The 20,744-nt window shown below is 70.8% G+C and carries 19 protein-coding genes; all 19 read right to left on the reverse strand.

All coding sequences use genetic code 11. The annotated features are described in order from the left end of the window. Positions 1-96: 96 nt before the first annotated feature. The 19 genes from nuoN to AMK19_RS13705 all read right to left on the reverse strand — a co-directional run bounded on the left by nuoN (position 97) and on the right by AMK19_RS13705 (position 20,736). Positions 97-1,734, reverse strand: a complete 1,638-nt coding sequence (gene nuoN, locus AMK19_RS13615) for an NADH-quinone oxidoreductase subunit NuoN (RefSeq protein ID WP_073811413.1) — start codon at positions 1,732-1,734, stop codon at positions 97-99. Continuing rightward, complete coding sequence (locus AMK19_RS13620) at positions 1,731-3,344, reverse strand: NADH-quinone oxidoreductase subunit M (protein WP_073811415.1); 1,614 nt, start codon at positions 3,342-3,344, stop codon at positions 1,731-1,733. The genes nuoN and AMK19_RS13620 overlap by 4 nt, the downstream gene beginning before the upstream one ends. After that, on the reverse strand, positions 3,344-5,239 hold the full coding sequence (gene nuoL / locus AMK19_RS13625; RefSeq protein WP_073811417.1) for an NADH-quinone oxidoreductase subunit L: 1,896 nt from the start codon (positions 5,237-5,239) through the stop codon (positions 3,344-3,346). The genes AMK19_RS13620 and nuoL overlap by 1 nt, the downstream gene beginning before the upstream one ends. A gap of 15 nt (positions 5,240-5,254) precedes the next feature. After that, on the reverse strand, positions 5,255-5,554 hold the full coding sequence (gene nuoK / locus AMK19_RS13630) for an NADH-quinone oxidoreductase subunit NuoK (protein WP_073811419.1): 300 nt from the start codon (positions 5,552-5,554) through the stop codon (positions 5,255-5,257). Then, positions 5,551-6,402 (reverse strand): NADH-quinone oxidoreductase subunit J, encoded by an 852-nt coding sequence (locus tag AMK19_RS13635; protein ID WP_073811421.1) that lies wholly within the window; start codon positions 6,400-6,402, stop codon positions 5,551-5,553. The genes nuoK and AMK19_RS13635 overlap by 4 nt, the downstream gene beginning before the upstream one ends. Then, on the reverse strand, positions 6,399-6,980 hold the full coding sequence (gene nuoI, locus AMK19_RS13640) for an NADH-quinone oxidoreductase subunit NuoI (RefSeq protein ID WP_073811423.1): 582 nt from the start codon (positions 6,978-6,980) through the stop codon (positions 6,399-6,401). The genes AMK19_RS13635 and nuoI overlap by 4 nt, the downstream gene beginning before the upstream one ends. Before the next feature lie 6 nt (positions 6,981-6,986). Further along, positions 6,987-8,318: an NADH-quinone oxidoreductase subunit NuoH gene (gene nuoH / locus AMK19_RS13645; protein ID WP_073811425.1), complete on the reverse strand. Its 1,332-nt coding sequence runs from the start codon at positions 8,316-8,318 to the stop codon at positions 6,987-6,989. Then, positions 8,318-10,759 (reverse strand): NADH-quinone oxidoreductase subunit G, encoded by a 2,442-nt coding sequence (locus AMK19_RS13650; RefSeq protein WP_073811427.1) that lies wholly within the window; start codon positions 10,757-10,759, stop codon positions 8,318-8,320. Before AMK19_RS13650 ends, nuoH begins: the two co-directional genes overlap by 1 nt. Further along, on the reverse strand, positions 10,756-12,114 hold the full coding sequence (gene nuoF / locus AMK19_RS13655) for an NADH-quinone oxidoreductase subunit NuoF (protein ID WP_073811429.1): 1,359 nt from the start codon (positions 12,112-12,114) through the stop codon (positions 10,756-10,758). Before nuoF ends, AMK19_RS13650 begins: the two co-directional genes overlap by 4 nt. Further along, positions 12,114-12,833, reverse strand: coding sequence for an NADH-quinone oxidoreductase subunit NuoE (gene nuoE / locus AMK19_RS13660; RefSeq protein ID WP_073811719.1), 720 nt, complete (start codon positions 12,831-12,833; stop codon positions 12,114-12,116). Before nuoE ends, nuoF begins: the two co-directional genes overlap by 1 nt. Positions 12,834-12,850: 17 nt before the next feature. Then, a complete protein-coding gene (locus AMK19_RS13665; RefSeq protein ID WP_073811431.1) occupies positions 12,851-14,179 on the reverse strand; it encodes an NADH-quinone oxidoreductase subunit D in 1,329 nt (442 codons plus the stop codon). Then, positions 14,179-14,895: an NADH-quinone oxidoreductase subunit C gene (locus tag AMK19_RS13670; RefSeq protein WP_073811433.1), complete on the reverse strand. Its 717-nt coding sequence runs from the start codon at positions 14,893-14,895 to the stop codon at positions 14,179-14,181. Before AMK19_RS13670 ends, AMK19_RS13665 begins: the two co-directional genes overlap by 1 nt. Then, positions 14,892-15,446 (reverse strand): NuoB/complex I 20 kDa subunit family protein, encoded by a 555-nt coding sequence (locus AMK19_RS13675; RefSeq protein ID WP_073811435.1) that lies wholly within the window; start codon positions 15,444-15,446, stop codon positions 14,892-14,894. The genes AMK19_RS13670 and AMK19_RS13675 overlap by 4 nt, the downstream gene beginning before the upstream one ends. Before the next feature lie 66 nt (positions 15,447-15,512). Next, complete coding sequence (locus AMK19_RS13680; protein ID WP_014137597.1) at positions 15,513-15,872, reverse strand: NADH-quinone oxidoreductase subunit A; 360 nt, start codon at positions 15,870-15,872, stop codon at positions 15,513-15,515. Positions 15,873-16,286: 414 nt separating this feature from the next. Then, the gene (locus tag AMK19_RS13685) at positions 16,287-17,195 is read right to left on the reverse strand and encodes a DMT family transporter (RefSeq protein ID WP_073811437.1); all 909 of its coding nucleotides are present in this window, start codon (positions 17,193-17,195) and stop codon (positions 16,287-16,289) included. 148 nt (positions 17,196-17,343) lie between these two features. Further along, positions 17,344-18,624, reverse strand: a complete 1,281-nt coding sequence (locus AMK19_RS13690; RefSeq protein WP_073811438.1) for a geranylgeranyl reductase family protein — start codon at positions 18,622-18,624, stop codon at positions 17,344-17,346. 89 nt (positions 18,625-18,713) lie between these two features. Next, positions 18,714-19,409 (reverse strand): demethylmenaquinone methyltransferase, encoded by a 696-nt coding sequence (locus AMK19_RS13695; protein WP_073811440.1) that lies wholly within the window; start codon positions 19,407-19,409, stop codon positions 18,714-18,716. Positions 19,410-19,453: 44 nt separating this feature from the next. Beyond that, on the reverse strand, positions 19,454-20,020 hold the full coding sequence (locus tag AMK19_RS13700) for a hypothetical protein (protein ID WP_073811442.1): 567 nt from the start codon (positions 20,018-20,020) through the stop codon (positions 19,454-19,456). 131 nt (positions 20,021-20,151) lie between these two features. Continuing rightward, complete coding sequence (locus AMK19_RS13705) at positions 20,152-20,736, reverse strand: hypothetical protein (protein ID WP_073811444.1); 585 nt, start codon at positions 20,734-20,736, stop codon at positions 20,152-20,154. Positions 20,737-20,744: the final 8 nt, after the last annotated feature.

Raw genomic sequence — 20,744 nt, forward strand, 5'->3', positions numbered from 1 at the left:
TCCGGTCCCGAGTGGATCACTGCACGGGCATGGGCCTTCCTCCCCTGGTGGCGGGAGGTGGGCCCGGTACGGACCGTCCTCCCGCCCCGGGAACGATCAGCGAATGAAGATCGAGGCCTTGGTGGCCAGGTCGAGGAAGTACTGCGGGAGCAGGCCGAGACCGAGGGTGACCAGGACGCCGAAGGCGATGGTGGTCGCGGTGAGGGCGCTGGGGACGGCGACGGCGGGGCCGGAGGGCTGGGGGTCGGAGAAGAACATCAGGACGATGACGCGGATGTAGAAGAAGGCGGCGATCGCGGAGGACAGCACACCGACGATGACGAGCGGGGCGGCGCCGCCGCCGGCCGCGGCCTGGAAGACGGCGAACTTGCCGGTGAAGCCGGAGGTGAGCGGGATGCCGGCGAAGGCCAGCAGGAACAGCGCGAACACCGCGGCGAGCAGCGGTGAGCGCCGGCCGAGTCCGGCCCAGCTGGACAGGTGGGTGGCCTCGCCCTTGGAGTCGCGCACCAGGGTGACCACGGCGAACGCGCCGAGGGTGACGAAGGAGTAGGCGAGCAGGTAGAAGAGGACGGCCGCGACGCCGCGCCGGTCGGTGGCGATCAGGCCGGTGAGGATGAACCCGGCGTGCGCGATCGAGGAGTAGGCGAGCAGTCGCTTCACGTCCTGCTGGGTGACGGCGAGGATCGAGCCGACCACCATGGTGAGGATCGCGACGCCCCACATGACGGGCCGCCAGTCCCAGCGGATGCCGGGGAAGGCGACGTAGAACAGCCGCAGCAGCGCGCCGAACGCGGCGGTCTTGGTGGCGGCGGCCATGAACCCGGTGACGGGGGTCGGCGCGCCCTGGTAGACGTCCGGCGTCCAGGAGTGGAACGGCACCGCGCCGACCTTGAAGAGCAGGCCGACGCTGACCATGGCGAGGCCGATCAGCAGCAGCGCGTCGTTCTGGGTGGTGACGGCGAGCGCGGGGGTGACGGGGGCGACGCCGGAGACGACGTCGGCGATCTCGCCGAGCCGGAGGCTGCCCGCGTAGCCGTACAGCAGGGCGGTGCCGAACAGGAAGAACGCGGAGGCGAACGCGCCGAGCAGGAAGTACTTGACGGCGGCCTCCTGCGAGAGCAGGCGGCGGCGCCGGGCGATCGCGCACATCAAGTACAGCGGCAGGGACAGCACTTCGAGCGCCACGAACATGGTGAGCAGGTCGTTGGAGGCGGGGAAGAGCAGCATGCCGCCGACCGCGAACAGGGTGAGCGGGTAGATCTCGGTGGTCCGCAGGCCCTCGCGGGTGGCTTCGCGTTCCTGTTCGCCGCCGGGGACGGCGGCGGCCTGGGCGGCGAACGCGTCGATCCGGTGGCCGTTGATGCGCGGCTCCAGGCGGCCCTCGGCGTAGGTGAGGACGGCGAGGACGGCGGTCAACAGGATGACGCCCTGGAGGAACAGCGCGGGCCCGTCGATGGCGACCGAGCCCATCGCCAACAGGCCTGCCCGGGTGGAGGCGTGGCCCTGGGCGGCGAGCACCACGACGGCGACGAAGCCGCCGACCAGGCCGGCCAGCGAGATGCCCAGCTGGGTGGCGGCGCGCAGCCTGCGCGGCAGGAACGCCTCGGCCAGGATGCCGACCAGGGCGGCGCCGAACACCACCAGCATCGGCGAGAGTTGGCCGTACTCGATGTGCGGGGCGGGGATGCTGGGGCTGTTGCCGCCGGCGGCGGCCAGCGCGTGGGTGGCGATCACTTCTGCTCACCTCCGGTGGTGGCGGCCACCGGGTGGGCGGGCGCGGGGTCGGTCCGGTGGATCTGACTGAGGGTGTCGTTCACGGCCGGGTCCACCATCCGGGTGAGCGGCTGCGGGTAGACGCCGAGCAGCACGGTGAGGGCCACCAGCGGCGCGACGACGGCGAGTTCACGGGCCTTCAGGTCGGGCATGCCCGTGACGGAGGCCTTCACCGGCCCGGTCATGGTGCGCTGGTACAGCATCAGCGAGTACAGCGCGGCCAGCACGATGCCGAAGGTGGCGATGATGCCGATCACCGGGTAGCGGGTGAACGTGCCGACCAGGACCAGGAATTCGCTGACGAACGGGGCCAGGCCGGGCAGCGACAGGGTGGCCAGGCCGCCGATCAGGAAGGTGCCGGCCAGTACCGGCGCGACCTTCTGGACGCCGCCGTAGTCGGCGATCAGGCGGGAGCCGCGGCGGGAGATCAGGAAGCCGGCGACCAGCATCCACGCGGCGGTGGAGATGCCGTGGTTGACCATGTAGAGGGTGGCGCCGGACTGGCCCTGGCTGGTCATCGCGAAGATGCCCATGATGATGAACCCGAAGTGCGAGATGGACGCGTAGGCGACCAGCCGCTTGATGTCCTTCTGGCCGATGGCGACCAGCGCGCCGTAGACGATGCCGATCAGCGACAGCACCAGGATTGCCGGGGCGAAGGTCTTCGAGGCGTCCGGGAACAGGCCGAGGCAGAACCGGAGCATCGCGAAGGTGCCGACCTTGTCGACGACCGCGGTGATCAGCACGGCCGTTCCGGCGGTGGACTCGCCCATCGCCTTGGGCAGCCAGGTGTGCAGCGGCCACAGCGGGGCCTTCACCGCGAAGGCGAAGAAGAAGCCGAGGAACAGCGCGCGCTGCGCGGTCGGGTCGATCACCAGCTTGCCGGAGGAGATCGCGTCGGTCAGCGCGGGCAGGCTGAACGTCGCCAGGCCCTGGTCGCTCGCCACCACGTACAGGCCGATCACGGCGGCCAGCATGACCAGTCCGCCGAGCAGGTTGTACAGCAGGAACTTGACGGCGGCGTAGGAGCGTTGGCGGGCCGAGTCCGGTCCGCCGGCCCGGTCGCCGAAGCCGCCGATCAGGAAGTACATCGGGATCAGCATGGCTTCGAAGAACACGTAGAACACGAACACGTCGGTGGCCAGGAAGGACACCAGCACCATCGCCTCGACGGCGAGGATCAGGGCGAAGAAGCCCTGGGTGCGGCGCTTGGACTCGAACGTGCCCTCGGGGGCCGAAGGGTCGGCGTCGTGCCAGCCGGCCAGCATCACCAGCGGCACCAGCACGGCGGTGAGCAGCGCCAGCACGGTGCCGATGCCGTCCGCGCCGAGCGAGAAGTCGATCCCGAAGGAGCGGATCCAGCTGTAGGACTCGGTCAACTGGTAGCGGGCGCCGCCGGGTTGGAAGGACGCGGCGATCGCGGCGGCCAGGCCCAGGGTGGCCACCGAGAAGCCGAGCGCGACGGCCTTGGTGGTGCGCCGCCGGGCCTCGCCGGTGCCGGCCGGCAGAGCGGCGGTGACCACCGCTCCGACGGCCGGGACGGCGCAGGTGGCGGAGAGGAGGTAGCTCATCAGACCGACCTCATCAGGAGAGTGGAGGCGACCAGCACCAGCGTGCCGCCGAACATGGAGAGCGCGTACGTCCGGACGTAGCCGGTCTGGATCCGGCGCAGCCGTCCGGACAGGCCGCCGATGGCGGCGGCGAGGCCGTTGACGAAGCCGTCCAGGCCCTTGCTGTCGAACCAGACCAGGGTGGCGGCGAGCGCCGAGCCGGGCCGGACCAGGACGGCGTGGTTGAAGTCGTCCTGCAGCAGGTCGCGGCGGGCTGCCCGGGTGAGCAGCGAGCCGACCGGCGGCTTCACCGGGACGGGGCTGCGGCCGTACATCAGCCAGGCCAGGCCGACGCCGGCCGCCATGCAGACGGTGGCGATGGCGCTGACGGTGAGGGCGTTCAGCGGCGAGTGGCCCTCCTCGAAGCCGGTGACCGGCTCCAGGAAGTTCAGGAAGGAGTCGCCGAGGCTGAAGAGTCCGCCGGCGAACAGCGAGCCGAAGGTCAGCACGACCATCGGGATCACCATGGTCTTCGGCGACTCGTGCGGGTGCGGCTCGTTGCCCTCGGCGTCGGGCTGCCAGCGCTTCTCGCCGAAGAAGGTCAGCAGCACCACCCGGGTCATGTAGAACGCGGTGACGGCGGCGCCGAGCAGCGCGCAGCCGCCGAGGATCCAGCCCTCGGTGCCGCCCTTGGCGAGCGCCGCTTCGATGATCTTGTCCTTGGAGAAGAAGCCGGACAGGAACGGGAAGCCGATGATCGCCGCGTAGCCGGCCATGAACGTCCAGAAGGTCCACGGCATGTACTTCCGCAGGCCGCCGTAGTGGCGCATGTTCACCTCGTCGTTCATGCCGTGCATGACCGACCCGGCGCCGAGGAACAGTCCGGCCTTGAAGAAGCCGTGGGTGACCAGGTGCATGATGGCGAAGGCGTAGCCGACCGGGCCGAGGCCCGCCGCCATGATCATGTAGCCGATCTGCGACATGGTCGAGCCAGCCAGCGCCTTCTTGATGTCGTCCTTGGCGCAACCGACGATGGCGCCGAACAGCAGCGTCACCGCGCCGACCACCACGACGGCGGTCTGCGCGTCGGGGGCCAGGTCGAAGATCGCCGAGGAGCGGGTGATCAGGTAGACGCCCGCGGTGACCATGGTGGCGGCATGGATCAGCGCGGAGACCGGGGTCGGGCCCTCCATCGCGTCGCCCAGCCAGGACTGCAGCGGGACCTGCGCGGACTTGCCGCAGGCGGCGAGCAGCAGCATCAGGCCGATCGCGGTGAGCTTGCCCTCGGTGGCGTCGCCCGCGGCGGAGAACACCGGGTGGAAGGCGAAGGAACCGAACTCGGCGAACATCAGCATGATCGCGATCGACAGGCCCAGGTCGCCGACCCGGTTGACGATGAACGCCTTCTTGGCGGCCGTCGCAGCGCTCGGCTTGTGCTGCCAGAAGCCGATCAGCAGGTAGGACGCGAGGCCCACGCCTTCCCAACCGACGTACAGCAGCAGGTAGTTGTCCGCCAGCACCAGGATCAGCATGGCGGCCAGGAACAGGTTCAGGTAGGCGAAGAACCGGCGGCGGCGCTCGTCGTGCGCCATGTAGCCCACCGAGTAGAGGTGGATCAGGGTGCCGACGCCGGTGATCAACAGGACGAAGACGATGGACAGTTGGTCGAGCTGGAAGGAGACGTCGGCCTGGAAGCCGTTCACCGGGATCCAGCTGAACAGCCGTGTGGTGACGGCGCGGTGCTCGGTGTCGCGGCCCAGCATGTCGAAGAACAGGACGAGACCGAAGGCGCAGGACAGCGCCGCGAGTGCGGTCGCGATCCAGTGCCCGAACCGGTCCAGGGCCCGTCCGCCGAGCAGCAGCAGGGCAGCGCCGGCCAGCGGCGCCGCGATCAGCAGCGGAATGAGAGAGTTCACTGAAGGGCCCTCCGCCTACAGCTTCATCAGGTTGCTGTCGTCGACCGAAGCGGAGTGCCTGGTCCGGAAGATGGAGACGATGATGGCGAGGCCGACCACGACCTCGGCCGCCGCGACCACCATGGTGAAGAACGCGAGGATCTGGCCGTCCAGGTTGCCGTGCAGCCGGGAGAACGTGACCAGCGCCAGGTTCGAGGCGTTCAGCATCAGCTCCACGCACATGAACAGCACGATCGCGTTGCGGCGGATCACCACGCCCGAGGCGCCGATGGTGAACAGCAGCGCGGCGAGGTACAGGTAGTTGACCGGGTTCACTCCGCCTCCTCCTTGGTCGGGGTCGGCACGGTCTCCAGCGCCTGGCGGGGCCCGGCCACCTGCGGGCGGGCGGAGGACGGGCGGCCGAGCCAGTCGGCGGTGCTCTCCTCCAGTTCGGCCATCCGCTGCAGCATCTCCTGGCTGACGTCGCGGATCTGGCCGCGCTCGCGCAGGGTGCCCATCACGGAGTCCTCGGCGACGGTGCCGTCGGGCAGCAGCGCGGGGATGTCCACCGCGTTGTGCCGGGCGTACACGCCGGGCGCGGGCAGCGGCGGCAACTGGATGTTGTCCCTGACGCGCCGGTCGGCGAGTTGACGCTGCGTCAGCGGCTCGCGGATCTTCTCGCGGTGGGTCAGCACCATGGCGCCGATCGCCGCGGTGATCAGCAGCGCGCCGGTCACTTCGAACGCCCAGACGTACTTGGTGAAGATCAGCCGGGCCAGGCCCTGCACGTTGCCCTCGGCGTTCGCCTCGGACAGGCCGGTGAAGTGCGACAGCCGGGCGTTCGCCAGGCCGGCGATCAGCAGCACGCCGAAGCCCAGGCCGCAGAGCACGGCGCCGATCCGCTGGCCCTTCAGCTGTTCCTTCAGCGAGTCCTCCGAGGTGACGCCGACCAGCATCACCACGAACAGGAACAGCATCATGATCGCGCCGGTGTAGACGACGATCTGCACCACGCCGAGGAACACCGCGCCCTGCGCCAGGTAGCAGATCGCCAGCGAGAGCATGGTGGCGGCCAGGCAGAGCGCCGAGTGCACCGCCTTCTTCATCAGCAGCATGCCGAGCGCGCCGCCGACCGCGATCACGGCCAGCACCCAGAACTGCACGGCCTCGCCGGTGGAGGTCATGACTGCGCCTCCTTGTCGTGCGCGTGCTTCTCCTGCTGCACGGTGCCCGGCGCGGCGCCCTTGATCTCGCCCCGGTAGTAGGCGCCCTCGTCGGCGTCGGGGAAGATCGCGTGCGGCGAGTCGACCATGCCCTCGGTCAGCCCGACCAGCAGCTGTTCCTTGGTGAAGATCAGGTCCTGCCGGCTGGAGTCGGCGAGTTCGTACTCGTTGGTCATGGTGAGCGCCCGGGTCGGGCAGGCCTCGATGCACAGCCCGCACAGGATGCAGCGGGCGTAGTTGATCTGGTAGACCGCGCCGTAGCGCTCACCGGGCGAGTAGCGCTCGTCGTCCCGGTTGTCGGCGCCCTCGACGTAGATCGCGTCGGCCGGGCAGGCCCAGGCGCACAGCTCGCAGCCGATGCACTTCTCCAGCCCGTCCGGGTGCCGGTTCAGCTGGTGGCGGCCGTGGAAGCGCGGAGCCGTGGGCTTCTTGTACTCCGGGTACTGCTCGGTGAGCCGCTTCTTGAACATGGCCTTGAAGGTCACGCCGAAGCCGGCGGCCGGACCGAGGATCGACTTCTCCGAGGATTCGTCGGACATCGCGGCTCAGCTCCCTTCGGAATGGTCGGCCCCGTTGAGGGCGTCCTGGAGTTGCGGGGTCCGGCGGCGGCGACGCGGGACGGGCGGCAGTTCCTGACCGGGCAGCGGCGGCACCGGGTAGCCGCCGGCCATCGGGTCGAAGGCCGCGGGCGGGGCGGCGGCGGGCGGCTCCTCGGGCTTCTTGCGGACCACGTCCGCGATCAGCGCGACCAGCAGGACCGCCGCGAGCGGCGCGCCCACGTACAGCAGCACCTTGGTGAAGTCGTAGCCCTCGTTGCGCAGCGCCCGCACCGCGGAGACCATCACCAGCCACACCAGGGAGACCGGGATGAGCACCTTCCAGCCGAGCTTCATGAACTGGTCGTAGCGCAGTCGCGGCAGGGTGCCGCGCAGCCAGATGAAGAAGAACAGCAGCAGCTGGATCTTCAGCACGATCCACAGCATCGGCCACCAGCCGTGGTTGGCCCCCTCCCAGAAGGTGGAGATCGGCCACGGGGCCCGCCAGCCGCCGAGGAACAGCGTCGAGGCGACCGCCGAGACGGTGACCATGTTGACGTACTCGGCCAGCATGAACATCGCGAACTTCAGCGAGGAGTACTCGGTGTTGAAGCCGCCGACCAGCTCGCCCTCGGCCTCCGGGAGGTCGAACGGCGCGCGGTTGGTCTCGCCGACCATCGCGACGATGTAGACGATGAACGACACCGGCAGCAGCACCGCGAACCAGGTCGGCTGCTGCGAGGCGACGATCTCCGAGGTCGACATCGAGCCCGAGTAGATGAACACCGCCGCGAACGACAGGCCCATCGCGATCTCGTAGCTGATCATCTGGGCGGACGAGCGGATGCCGCCGAGCAGCGGGTACGTCGAGCCGGACGACCAGCCGGCCAGCACGATGCCGTAGATGCCCACCGAGGCGGTGGCCAGGATGTACAGCAGCGCGATCGGCAGGTCGGTGAGCTGCAGCGGGGTGCGGGTGCCGAAGATCGACACCTCGTTGCCGGCCGGGCCGAACGGGATCACCGCGAACGACATGAACGCGGGGATCGCCGCGACGATCGGCGCCAGGATGTAGACCGCCTTGTCGGCGCCCTTCACCACCAGGTCTTCCTTCAGCGCCAGCTTCACACCGTCGGCCAGTGACTGCAGCAGGCCCCACGGTCCGTGCCGGTTGGGGCCGATCCGCAGCTGCATCCAGGCGACGACCTTGCGCTCCCAGACGATCGCGATCAGCACCGTCAGCACCAGGAAGGCGAAGCAGAACACCGCCTTCAGCAGCACCAGCCACCACGGGTCGCGCCCGAAGAAGGCCAGGGTGTCGTACGCAGCAGCGAGGTGCATCACTGTTCCTCCGCCGGGGCGATGGTGACCAGGTGGCCCAGGGTGGTGCCGAGCGTGCGGTGCGCACCGCCGCCGGGCGTCGAGTTGAGCGGCAGCCAGACCGTGCGGTCCGGCATCGCCTCGGTGACCTCCAGCGGCAGGGTCAGCGACCCGGCGGGGCCGGTGATCCGCAGCAGCGGGCCGGTGGCGCCGATCTCGGCGGCGGTGGCGGCGGACAGCCGGGCGACGACGGGGTGCCGGGTGCCGGCCAGGTGCTCGTCGCCGTCCTGGAGCGTGCCGTTGTCGAGCAGCATCCGGTGCCCGGCCAGCACGGCCTGCCCGGTCACCGGGCGGGGCAGCGTGCCGGGGAGCGCGCCGGGCGCGGCCGGACGGTCGCCCTCCCACGGGGCGAAACGGTCCAGCTCCAGCCGGGCCGCGCGGACGTCGGGCAGGCCGATCGGCTTCTCCAGCGCGTCCGCGACCATGGACAGCACCCGGACGTCCGAGTGCAGGTGGCGGCCCATCAACTGGTCGGGCTTGATGGCCGGTTCGAACATCCGGACCCGACCCTCCCAGTCCAGGAAGGTGCCGGCCTTCTCGGCGACGGCCGCGACCGGCAGCACCACGTCGGCCAGCGCGGTCGCGGCGGACGGGCGCAGCTCCAGCGAGACCACGAAGGCGCGTTCCAGGGCCTGTTCGGCGAGCACCGGGTCCGGCAGGTCGTCCAGGCCGACGCCGCCGACCACCAGCGCGTCCAGGTCGCCCGCGGCGGCGGCCGCCAGGATCCGGTCGGTGTCGCGGCCCTCCGCGGCGGGGAGTTCGGCGACGCCCCAGTGCGCGGCGGCCTCGGCGCGCGCGGCGGGCACGCCGACGGCGCGGCCGCCGGGCAGCAGCCCGGGCAGCGCGCCCGCCTCGACGGCGCCGCGCTCACCGGCCCGGCGCGGCACCCAGGCGAGCTTCGCCCCGGTGGCGTGCGCCAGGCGCAGCGCGGCGGTCGGGCCGCCGGCGGTCTGGGCGAGTCGTTCGCCGACCAGGATCACCGCGCCGGGAGAGCGCAGCGCGTCGGCGCAGCGGCCCGCGTCGTCGGTGAGCACCTCCTCGCCGGCGAGCGCGCCGAGCCACTCGGCCTCGGTGCCGGGGGCGGCGGGCAGCAGCGCGCCGTGCAGTTTGGTCAGGCCCCGGGTGGCGTGCGAGGCGATCGAGAACACCCGCAGTCCGTGCGCCCGGTTGGCCTTGCGCAGGCGCAGGAAGACGATCGGCGCCTCCTCCTCGGCCTCCAGTCCGGCGAGCAGCACGGCCGGTGCGTCTTCGAGTTGGCGGTAGCTCACCCCGCCGCCGTCGAGGTCGACGCCCTGCCCGGCGACGACGGCGGCCAGGAACTCGGCCTCCTCGCCGCTGTGCGGGCGGGCCCGGAAGTCGACGTCGTTGGTGCCGAGCGCGATCCGGGCGAACTTGGCCCAGCCGTAGGCGTCCTCGACGGTGACCCGGCCGCCGGCCAGCGCCGCGGCCCGCCTGCCGCGCAGCCCCTCGGCGACCGCGGCGAGCGCCTCCGGCCAGGACACGGCGACGAGTTCGCCGTCCCGCCGGACCATCGGCGAGGCGAAGCGGTCACGCTGCTGGGCGTAGCGGAACGCGAACCGGCCCTTGTCGCAGTTCCACTCCTCGTTGACCTCCGGCTCGTTGCCGGCCAGGCGGCGCATCACCTTGCCGCGCCGGTGGTCGGTGCGCTGCCCGCAGCCCGCCGAGCAGTGCTCGCACACGGACGGCGAGGAGACCAGGTCGAACGGGCGGGAGCGGAACCGGTAGGCGGCGGAGGTGAGCGCGCCGACCGGGCAGATCTGGATGGTGTTGCCGGAGAAGTACGAGTCCAGCGGCTGGTCGACGCCGGTGCCGACCTGCTGGAGCGCGCCGCGCTCGACCAGGTCGATGAACGGGTCGCCGGCGATCTGCTGCGAGAACCGGGTGCAGCGCGCGCACAGCACGCAGCGTTCGCGGTCCAGCAGCACCTGGGTGGAGAGCGGGATCGGCTTCTCGTACGTCCGCTTGACGCCCTCGAACCGGGACTCCGCCGCGCCGTTGGTCATCGCCTGGTTCTGCAGCGGGCATTCGCCGCCCTTGTCGCAGACCGGGCAGTCCAGCGGGTGGTTGATCAGCAGCAGTTCCATCACGCCGTGCTGCGCCTTCTCGGCGACCGGCGAGGTCAGCTGGGTGCGCACCACCATGCCCTCGGCGACCGGGACGGTGCAGGAGGCGACCGGCTTGCGCTGCCCCTCGATCTCCACGATGCACTGGCGGCACGCCCCGGCGGGGTCGAGCAGCGGGTGGTCGCAGAAGCGCGGGATCTGGGTGCCGATCTGCTCGGCGGCGCGGATCACCAACGTGCCCTTGGGGACGCTGACTTCGACGCCGTCGATGGTGAGCGTGACCAGCTCGGTCTGGGTGGAAGGCTCGGTGACCGTCACGCGTGCACCTCCCTCTCGGTGGCGGACTCGTGGACGGAGGCCCGGTCGGCCCAGACGGTGGAGGCCGCCGGGTCGAACGGGCAGCGGTGCTCGTTGATGTGCTGCTCGTACTCGGCGCGGAAGTGCTGGAGCGAGGAGACGATCGGGCTGGCGGCGCCGTCGCCGAGCGCGCAGAAGGACTTGCCGTTGATGTTGTCGGCGATGTCCAGCAGCTTCTCCAGGTCGCCGGGGACGCCCTGGCCGGCCTCGATCCGCTTCAGCAACTGCACCAGCCAGTACGTGCCTTCGCGGCAGGGGGTGCACTTGCCGCAGGACTCGTGGGCGTAGAACTCGGTCCACCGGGTGACGGCCCGCACCACGCAGGTGGTCTCGTCGAACACCTGGAGCGCCTTGGTGCCGAGCATCGAGCCGGCCGCGCCGACGCCCTCGTAGTCGAGCGGGACGTCGAGGTGCTCGTCGGTGAACATCGGGGTGGACGAGCCGCCCGGCGTCCAGAACTTGAGGCGGTGCCCGGCCCGGATGCCGCCGGTGATGTCGAGCAGCTGGCGGAGCGTGATGCCGAGCGGGGCCTCGTACTGGCCGGGGTTGGTGACGTGCCCGGACAGCGAGTACAGGGTGAAGCCGGGCGACTTCTCGGTGCCCAGCGACTTGAACCAGTCCTTGCCGCGGGCCAGGATCGGCGGCACCGAGGCGATCGACTCGACGTTGTTGACCACCGTCGGGCAGGCGTACAGGCCGGCCACCGCCGGGAACGGCGGGCGCAGCCGGGGCTGGCCGCGGCGGCCCTCCAGCGAGTCCAGCAGCGCGGTCTCCTCGCCGCAGATGTACGCGCCGGCGCCGGCGTGGACGGTGATGTCGAGGTCGTTGCCCTCGCCGAGGGCGTCCTTGCCGAGGAATCCGGCCGCGTACGCCTCGGCGACCGCGGCCTGGAGGCGGCGGAGCACCGGGACGACCTCGCCGCGCAGGTAGATGAAGGCGTGGTTGCAGCGGATCGCCCAGGAGGCGATCGCCATGCCCTCGATCAGCGAGTGCGGGTTGGCGAACAGCAGCGGGATGTCCTTGCAGGTGCCCGGCTCGGACTCGTCGGCGTTGACCACCAGGTAGTGCGGCTTGCCGTCGTTCTGCGGGATGAACTGCCACTTCAGGCCGGTGGGGAAGCCGGCGCCGCCGCGGCCGCGCAGGCCGGACTCCTTGACCAGGGCGATCACGTCGTCCGGGGCCATGGTGAGGGCGGTGCGCAGGCCGTCGTAGCCGCCGTGCCGGCGGTAGGTGTCGAGGGTCCAGGGGCGGCGGTCGTCCCAGGACGCGGAGAGGACCGGGGAGAGGAGCTTCTCGGCCGGCTCGGCGGAGGTCATCACGCTTCCGTCCCTTCTTGCCGGGGGGAGACCACCTTGGCGCCCGGGGTGCCGGGCAGGGCCTCGCCCTTGGCCAGCCGCAGGCCGGCCAGCGAGGGTGCGCCGCCGGCCCCGGACTCGTCGACCGCGCCCTCGCGTTCGTCGGCGAAGCCGGCCAGGATCCGGGAGGTCTCCTTGAACGAGCAGAGCTTCGCGCCGCGGGTCGGCCGTACCTCTTCGCCCGCGCGCAGCCGGTCGACCAACTCCCGTGCGGACTCCGGGGTCTGGTTGTCGAAGAACTCCCAGTTGACCATCACCACGGGCGCGTAGTCGCAGGCCGCGTTGCACTCGATCCGCTCGATCGAGACGGCGCCGTCCTCGGTGGTGCGGTTGTTCTCGATCTCCAGGTGCTGCTTGAGCTCGTCGAAGATCTGGTCGCCGCCGAGCACCGCGCACAGCGTGTTGGTGCACACCCCGACGTGGTACTCGCCGGCCGGACGCCGGCGGTACATGGTGTAGAAGGTGGCGACCGCGGTGACCTCGGCGGTGGTGAGGTCCAACTGCTCGGCGCAGAACCGGATTCCGGTCGCCGAGACGAAGCCCTCCTCGGCCTGCACCAGGTGCAGCAGCGGCAGCAGCGCGGAGCGGGAGTGCGGGTAGCGGGCGATCAGTTCGGCGGCGTCGGCGGCGAGTCGCCGTTCGACGTCCGGCGGGTAGGGCTTGGCCGGCAGCGCCGGCAGGCCGAGTTCTGTGCTGCTCACCGGTCCACGCCTCCCATCACCGGGTCGATCCCGGCCACCGCGACGATCACGTCGGCGACCTGGCCGCCCTCGCACATCGCCGCCATCGTCTGCAGGTTGGTGAACGACGGGTCGCGGAAGTGCACCCGGTAGGGCCGGGTGCCGCCGTCGCTGACCACGTGCACGCCGAGTTCGCCCTTGGGTGACTCGACGGCTGTGTACGCCTGGCCGACCGGCACCTTGAAGCCCTCGGTGACCAGCTTGAAGTGGTGGATCAGGGCCTCCATCGAGCTGCCCATGATCTTCCGGATGTGGTCCAGCGAGTTGCCCATGCCGTCGGCGCCGACTGCGAGTTGGGCGGGCCAGGCGATCTTCTTGTCGGCGACCATCACCGCGCCGGGCCGCAGCCGCTCCAGGCACTGTTCGACGATCCGCAGCGACTGCTTCATCTCCTTCAGGCGGATCACGAACCGCCCGTAGGAGTCGCAGCTGTCGGCGACCGCGACCTCGAAGTCGTAGTTCTCGTACCCGCAGTACGGGTCGGACTTGCGCAGGTCGTGCGGCAGCCCGGTGGCGCGCAGGATCGGGCCGGTGGCGCCGAGGGCCAGGCAGCCGGGCAGGTCGAGGAAGCCGACGTCGACCAGGCGGGCCTTGAACACCGGGTTGTCGGTGGCGAGTTTGTCGTACTCGTGCATCCGGGAGCGGAGCAGCTTGACGCCCTCGCGGATCTTGTCGACGGCGCCGGGCGGCAGGTCCTGGGCCAGTCCGCCGGGGCGGACGTACGCGTGGTTCATCCGCAGGCCGGTGACCAGCTCGAAGATGTCCAGGACGACCTCGCGGTCGCGGAAGCCGTAGATCATCAGGGTGGTGGAGCCGATCTCCATGCCGCCGGTGGCGAGGGCCACCAGGTGCGAGGAGATCCGATTCAGCTCCATCATCAACACCCGGATCACGGACGCCCGTTCGGGGATGTCGGCGGTGATCCCGAGGAGCTTCTCCACGGCCAGGCAGTAGGCGGTCTCGTTGTACAGCGGAGTGAGGTAGTCCATCCGCGTCACGAACGTGGTGCCCTGCACCCAGTTGCGGAACTCCATGTTCTTCTCGATGCCGGTGTGCAGGTAGCCGATGCCGCACCGGGCCTCGGTGACCGTCTCGCCGTCGATCTCCAGGATCAGCCGCAGCACGCCGTGGGTGGACGGGTGCTGCGGGCCCATGTTGACGATGATCCGCTCGTCGTCGGCGCCGGCCACCGCCTCGGCGACCTCGCCCCAGTCGCCACCGGTGACGGTGAACACCCGTCCTTCGGTGGTGTCCCTGGAGCCCGCCTCGTCATATGTGCTGCTCATCAGGTGTACGACCTCCGCTGGTCGGGCGCCGGGATCTGCGCGCCCTTGTACTCGACGGGAATGCCTCCGAGCGGGTAGTCCTTGCGCTGCGGGTGGCCCAGCCAGTCGTCCGGCATCATGATCCGGGTGAGCGCCGGGTGGCCCTCGAAGACCAGGCCGAAGAAGTCGTAGGTCTCCCGCTCGTGCCAGTCGTTGGTCGGGTAGACGCTCACCACGGACGGGATCCGCGGGTCCGCGTCGGGCGCGGTGACCTCCAGCCGGATCAGCCGGCCGTGGGTGATCGAGCGCAGGTGGTAGACCGCGTGCAGTTCCCGTCCGGTCTCGGCCGGGTAGTGCACGCCGCTGACGCCCAGGCAGAGTTCGAACCGCAGCGCCGGGTCGTCGCGCAGGATCCGAACCGCCTTCAGCAGGTGCTCGCGCTCGATGTGGAAGGTCAGCTCGTCGCGGTCGACGACGGTCTTCCCGATCACCTCGGTCACGTCGAGGCCCTGCTCCTCCAGCGCGCCCTCGAACTCGTCGGCCACCTCGTCGAACCAACCGCCGTAGGGGCGTTCGCTCGGGCCGGGCAGCACGATCGGGGCGTTCAGCCCGCCGAAGCCGGAGGTGTCGCCGGTGCCGTGGGCGCCGAACATGCCCTTCCGGGTGCCGACCACCTCGACCGGGATCTCCCGCCTGGTGGCGGGGACTTCGGGCGTCTCCTTGTCCTGCTCGCTCATCGCAGCAGCCCCCGCATCTCACTGGTCGGAGTGGCGTGCAGCGCGAGCTGCTCGGCCTCCTCCTCGGCCCGGCGGCGGTTCACGCCGAGCTTCTCGTGCTGGATCTTGTCGTGCAGCTTGAGGATCGCGTCCAGCAGCATCTCCGGGCGGGGCGGGCAGCCCGGCAGGTAGATGTCGACCGGGACGATGTGGTCGACGCCCTGGACGATCGCGTAGTTGTTGAACATGCCGCCGGAGGAGGCGCACACGCCCATCGAGATGACCCACTTGGGGTTCGGCATCTGGTCGTACACCTGACGCAGCACCGGGGCCATCTTCTGGCTGACCCGCCCGGCCACGATCATCAGGTCGGCCTGCCGCGGCGAGCCGCGGAACACCTCCATGCCGAACCGGGCCAGGTCGTAGCGGCCCGCACCGGTGGTCATCATCTCGATCGCACAGCAGGCGAGTCCGAAGGTGGCCGGGAAGAGCGACGCCTTCCGCACCCAACCCGCGGCGGCCTCCACGCTGGTGAGCAGAAAGCCGCTCGGCAGCTTCTCCTCGATACCCATCAGTTCCCTCTCAATGCCTTCGAGTCCGGTGGCTTCGTCCGCGCGTTCACAAACGGCGCGGCTGGGTCAGTCCCACTCCAGGCCGCCGCGGCGCCAGACGTAGGCGTAGGCGACGAACACGGTGGCGATGAACAGGAGCATCTCGACCAGCCCGAAGATCCCCAGGGCGTCGAAGCTGACCGCCCACGGGTAGAGGAAGACGATCTCGATGTCGAAGACGATGAACAGCATCGCCGTCAGGTAGTACTTGATCGGGAACCGACCGCCGCCCACGGGCTGCGGGGTCGGCTCGATGCCGCACTCGTACGCCTCCAACTTGGCCCGGTTGTAGCGCTTCGGGCCGGTGAGCGAGGCCATCACGACGGAACCGACCGCGAACGCCGCGGCAATGGCACCGAGTACGAGGATCGGCGCGTAGGCATTCATAGCCCCCGCTCCCTCCGTCCAGTCGTCCTTGACTGCAGATCGGAACCACCAGGTCACCAGGGGTGAACCGATGATCCACTTCGTGAGATCCGGCTCCATGTGAGGCAGTTCACAAAGCCAGGTTGGAGCGCATCCTATGCCTGTCCGCTTGTGATCTGCGACACGCAGTTCCCGACGATCTTTGTGATCTTCGCCACCCGACGAACCACGCAGAGCGGGATCGGGCACCACTGTTCGACCCAGAGCGGGCGAATGGCCACATACAGTCGCAACACACCGCGAAACGGCTGCTGTTCGACCACGGCCCATATCAATTCTGCTGCGGAACAAGCAAATTTCGGAGTGATCCGGTTTACGTGATAAAGAACCTCACCCGCGCGATGGACCCCGCCGGGCAGTCGCTTGACCCTTCGTTCACAAGCGCTCAGGAACGGACGCGCGCCGCCGCCCCCACTCGGTGCCGGCCAGCACCGCCACCGCGCCGAACACCGCCAACACCCCGGGCCGGTCGCCCGCCAGCGCGATCCCGAACACCGCCGCCCACAGCGGCTCGGTGCCCAGCAGCAGGCTCACCCGCGACGGCGACGTCGCCCGCACTGCCCACAGCTGCACGAAGAACGCGAACAGCGTGCACAGCAGCGACAGGTACAGCAGCAGCCCCCAGCTCGGCCCGTCGAAGGACGCCGCCACCGCCCACGGCGACGGCCCGGCCCACGGCGACGCCACCGCGAACACCAGTGTGGCGAAGGCCAGTTGGACCCAGGTCAGGGCCAGCGGATCCACCCCGCGCACCGCCCGCAGCCGGGCCGTCGCCAGCACGTTCACCGTCCGCGCGCCCGCCGCGCCCAGCACCAGCAGGTCGCCCGCCGAGGGCGCCCGCAGCCCGCCGTCGCCGGTCAGCAGCAGCACCCCCAGCACCGACAGGCCCGCCGCCGCCAGGAACGCCCCCGACGGCGCGCTGCGCCGCAGCGCCGCCTCGGCGAGCGGCGTGAACACCATGGTCAGGCTGATCACCAGCCCCGCGTTGGTCGCCGAGGTGTGCACCGCCCCGTACGTCTCCAGCAGGAACACCGCCCCGAGCACCAGCCCGAGCAGCGCCCCGCCGCCCCACTGACGCGCCGTCAGCCCGCGCAGCCGCCCCCACGCCGCCAGGCCCAGCACCGGCAGCACCAGCCCGAACCGCAGCGCCAGCACCGCCACCACGGTGTCCGGCTCCGCGACCCGCTTCACCACCAGGAAGCTCGAACCCCACACCACGGCCACCGCCAGCAGCGGCAGATCACGCAGCGGTCGAGGACGAGCAGCAACGGACGCGACGGCCATGACGGGACTCCCGGGAACGCCGTGGAAGCCCGTGCGCCGTCGAACAGGCCGAGGAAGATCGCCGCACACTGTCCCGCACGCGAAAGGCGGCGGGCAAGCGCTTTTCGCGCCCGCCCGCCGCCTCCGCCCGCCGCCTTCGACCGCCGGGTCAGGCCCGGGGCGCGACCTTCGCGAGGCCGTTGATGATCCGGTCCGCGGCGTCGCCGCCGGTCGGGTCGGTGAGGTTGGCCAGCAGCTTGAGGACGAACTTCATCAGCACGGGGTGGGTCAGGCCGCGCTCGGCGGCGATCCGCATCACCCGGTCGTTGCCGATCATCTTCACGAACGCCCGGCCGAGCGTGTAGTAGCCGCCGTAGGTGTCCTTCAGGATCTGCGGGTAGCGCGCCAGCGCCCGCTCCCGGCCCTCGGGCGTGATCCGGGCCATCGCCTGCACGATGACACCGGCCGCGATCTGGCCGGATTCCATCGCATAGGCGATGCCCTCGCCGTTGAACGGGTTGACCATGCCGCCGGCGTCGCCGACCAGCAGCAGACCCCGGGTGTAGTGCGGCTGCCGGTTGAACGCCATCGGCAGCGCGGCGCCGCGGATCGGCTCGGTCATGTTCTCCGGCGTGTAGCCCCACTCCTCGGGCATGCCGGCGCACCAGCTCTTCAGCACCTCGCGCCAGTTCAGGTCGCCGAACGCCGGCGAGGAGTTGAGGATGCCCAGGCCGACGTTGGAGGTGCCGTCGCCCATGCCGAAGATCCAGCCGTAGCCGGGCAGCAGCTTCTTCTGCCCGCCTCGGGTGTCCCACAGCTCCAGCCACGACTCCAGGTAGTCGTCGTCGTGCCGGGGCGAGGTGAAGTACGTCCGGTACGCGACGCCCATCGGCCGGGACTCGATCCGGTGCAGGCCCATGGCCAGCGACAGCCGGGTCGAGTTGCCGTCGGCGGCGACCACCAGCGGCGCGTGGAAGGCGACTTCGCGCTTCTCCGGGCCCACCTTGGCGGTGACGCCGGTGATCCGGCCGGTGCGGTCCTGGATCGGGCCGCTCACGTTGCAGTTCTCGTACAGCCGGGCGCCGGCCTTCTGCGCCTGCCGGGCCAGCAGTTCGTCGAAGTCGGCACGCTTGCGGACCAGGCCGTAGTCGGGGAACGACGCCAGCTCCGGCCAGTCCAGCTCCAGCCGGACGCCGCCGCCGATGATCCGCAGACCCTTGTTCGGCAGCCAGCCGTTCTCGCCGGACACGTCGATGCCCATGTCCACCAGCTGCTTGACGGCACGCGGGGTCAGACCGTCGCCGCACACCTTCTCGCGCGGGAACTCGGTCTTCTCCAGCAGCAGCACGTCCAGGCCCGCCTGGGCCAGCCAGTACGCGGTGGTGGAGCCGGCCGGACCGGCGCCGACCACGATGACGTCGGCGGTGGACTCCACGGCGGTCTCGGTCATTCGGCTCTCTCCTGAGCGCGTCGGGTCACGGGTGGTCGGGTCCGGACCCTCCGTCACCGAAGCGGTGCGGAGCGCCGAACCCTCGCAGTCTACGGGGCCTTGAAGCCGCGGTGGAGGGCCACGATCCCGCCGGTCAGGTTGCGCCACGCCACCTTCGTCCACCCGGCCTGCTGCAACTCGGCGGCCAGCGACGGCTGGTCGGGCCACGACCGGATCGACTCCGCGAGGTAGACGTACGCCTCCGGGTTCGAGGACACCCTGGTCGCCACCGGCGGCAGCGCCCGCATCAGGTACTCGGTGTACACCGTCCGGAACGGCGTCCAGGTCGGCGTCGAGAACTCGCAGATCACCACCTTGCCGCCGGGCTTGGTCACCCGCAGCATCTCCCGCATCGCGACCTGGTGGTCCTGCACGTTGCGCAGTGCGAAGGAGATCGTCACCGCGTCGAACGACTCGTCCGCGAACGGCAGCCGGGTCGCGTCGCCCGCGGTCAGCGCCAGCTCGGGGTGACGGCTCTTGCCCTCGCTCAGCATCCCGATCGAGAAGTCGCACGGCACCACCTCCGCGCCGGCCTCCAGGAACGGCAGCGAGGACGTGCCGGTGCCCGCACCGAGGTCCAGGATGCGCTGGCCCGCGACGGCGTCCACCGCGTCGGCCACCGCGCGGCGCCACAGCCGGGCCTGGCCCAGCGAGAGCACGTCGTTGGTGCGGTCGTACTTGGCCGCGACGTCGTCGAACATCGCGGCGACGTCCTGCGGCTGCTTGTCCAGATGGGCTCGGGTCACGCCCCCATTCTTAACCCAGCCCCACCTGTGGCCGTCACCAGGGCTCACCGCAACGCGCGGCGGCCCCCCTTGCGGCGCCGGCGCGACCGCTTGCCCTGCGTCAGCGCGGGCATCCCCTCGGCCGCGAACGCCACCGTGATCCCCGCCCCGACCTGCCCGTCCGCCGGGTACGCCCGCTTCAGCCGCCGGATCCGGTACACGCACACCAGGCACAGCAACGCCGCCAACGGCACGCTCGTCTGCGCCAACCCGACGCCCACCGGCTGCGGATACCGCTTCCCGCACACCCGCACCGCGCCCGCGTCGTCCGCCGCGTGCTCCAGACAGATCGGATCGCCGAGCTTCGCATCCGCCGGCAGCCACAGATCCGCGGCGGTCAGCCTCCGCCCCTCCGCGACGTACGACACCTGGCTGTACGTCCCACTGCCGCCCGGCAGTTGGGTCACCGAGCCCTCGACCCGCACCGGATGCGCACTGATCCGGTCCGCCTGGTCGGCCTGCCGCCATCCCAGCAGACACATCGTGACGGCCACCACCGCGCTCAACACGGCCCCCACGTACCACCCCCGGCCGGGCCTGGTCCGCAGACGATCGGAGGTGGCGGTTCCCATGCGTCCTGTTCCTGGCTCGGCGAAGTCCTGAACCGGGATCGTAGCCGCTGGTGGGCCATCAGGTCACGGGCAGTCAGGCCACCTGACGCGAACAGGGGAACCGGTGGGCACCCCGCGGGCCCCGAATGCCCCTACCGCCTCCGGAAGAGCAGCCGTCCGCCCAGGACCGTCGCCAGACAGCTCGCGTCCGCCCCCCACTCGTCGAACACCGCGAAGTCCGCCGCCCCGCCGACCGTCAACGGCCGATGCACCGCCGCCCCGAACGGCTGATTCTCCAGCGGCGAGAGCGCCCCCGGCGTCCCGTCCCCCGCCAGCACGTGCAGCCCCGACCGGGCCACCGCCGTCCGTACCGGGGCGCGGTCGAACGGCCCCGTCACCGCCGTCGTGCCGAAGCCGAGCATCCGCTGCAGCCCGCGCCTCGCGCTGCCGCCCCACCGCTCCTCGCCCAGGTCGCCGGCCGGCAGCAGCGGCCGGTCCCCCAACTCCTCGCGCGGGTCCGGGTGGTAGGCCGTCTCCAGCAGCCACCGCCCGCAGCGGTTGACCAGCCCGGGCACCAGCACGCCGTCCCATTCACGGACCCGGGCCGGCCCCCCGGCCAACTCCTCGAAGGACCCGATCGCGGCCACCACGGCCCCGTCGACCAGCACCGCCCCGTCGACGATCGACGGGGCGGCGGGGTCGGCCAGCACGAGCCGGGCGCGATGGAGCGTCAGCACGGATCAGG

Origin of the sequence: Kitasatospora sp. CB01950 (assembly GCF_001905465.1) — a bacterium.
Taxonomy (GTDB): domain Bacteria; phylum Actinomycetota; class Actinomycetes; order Streptomycetales; family Streptomycetaceae; genus Kitasatospora.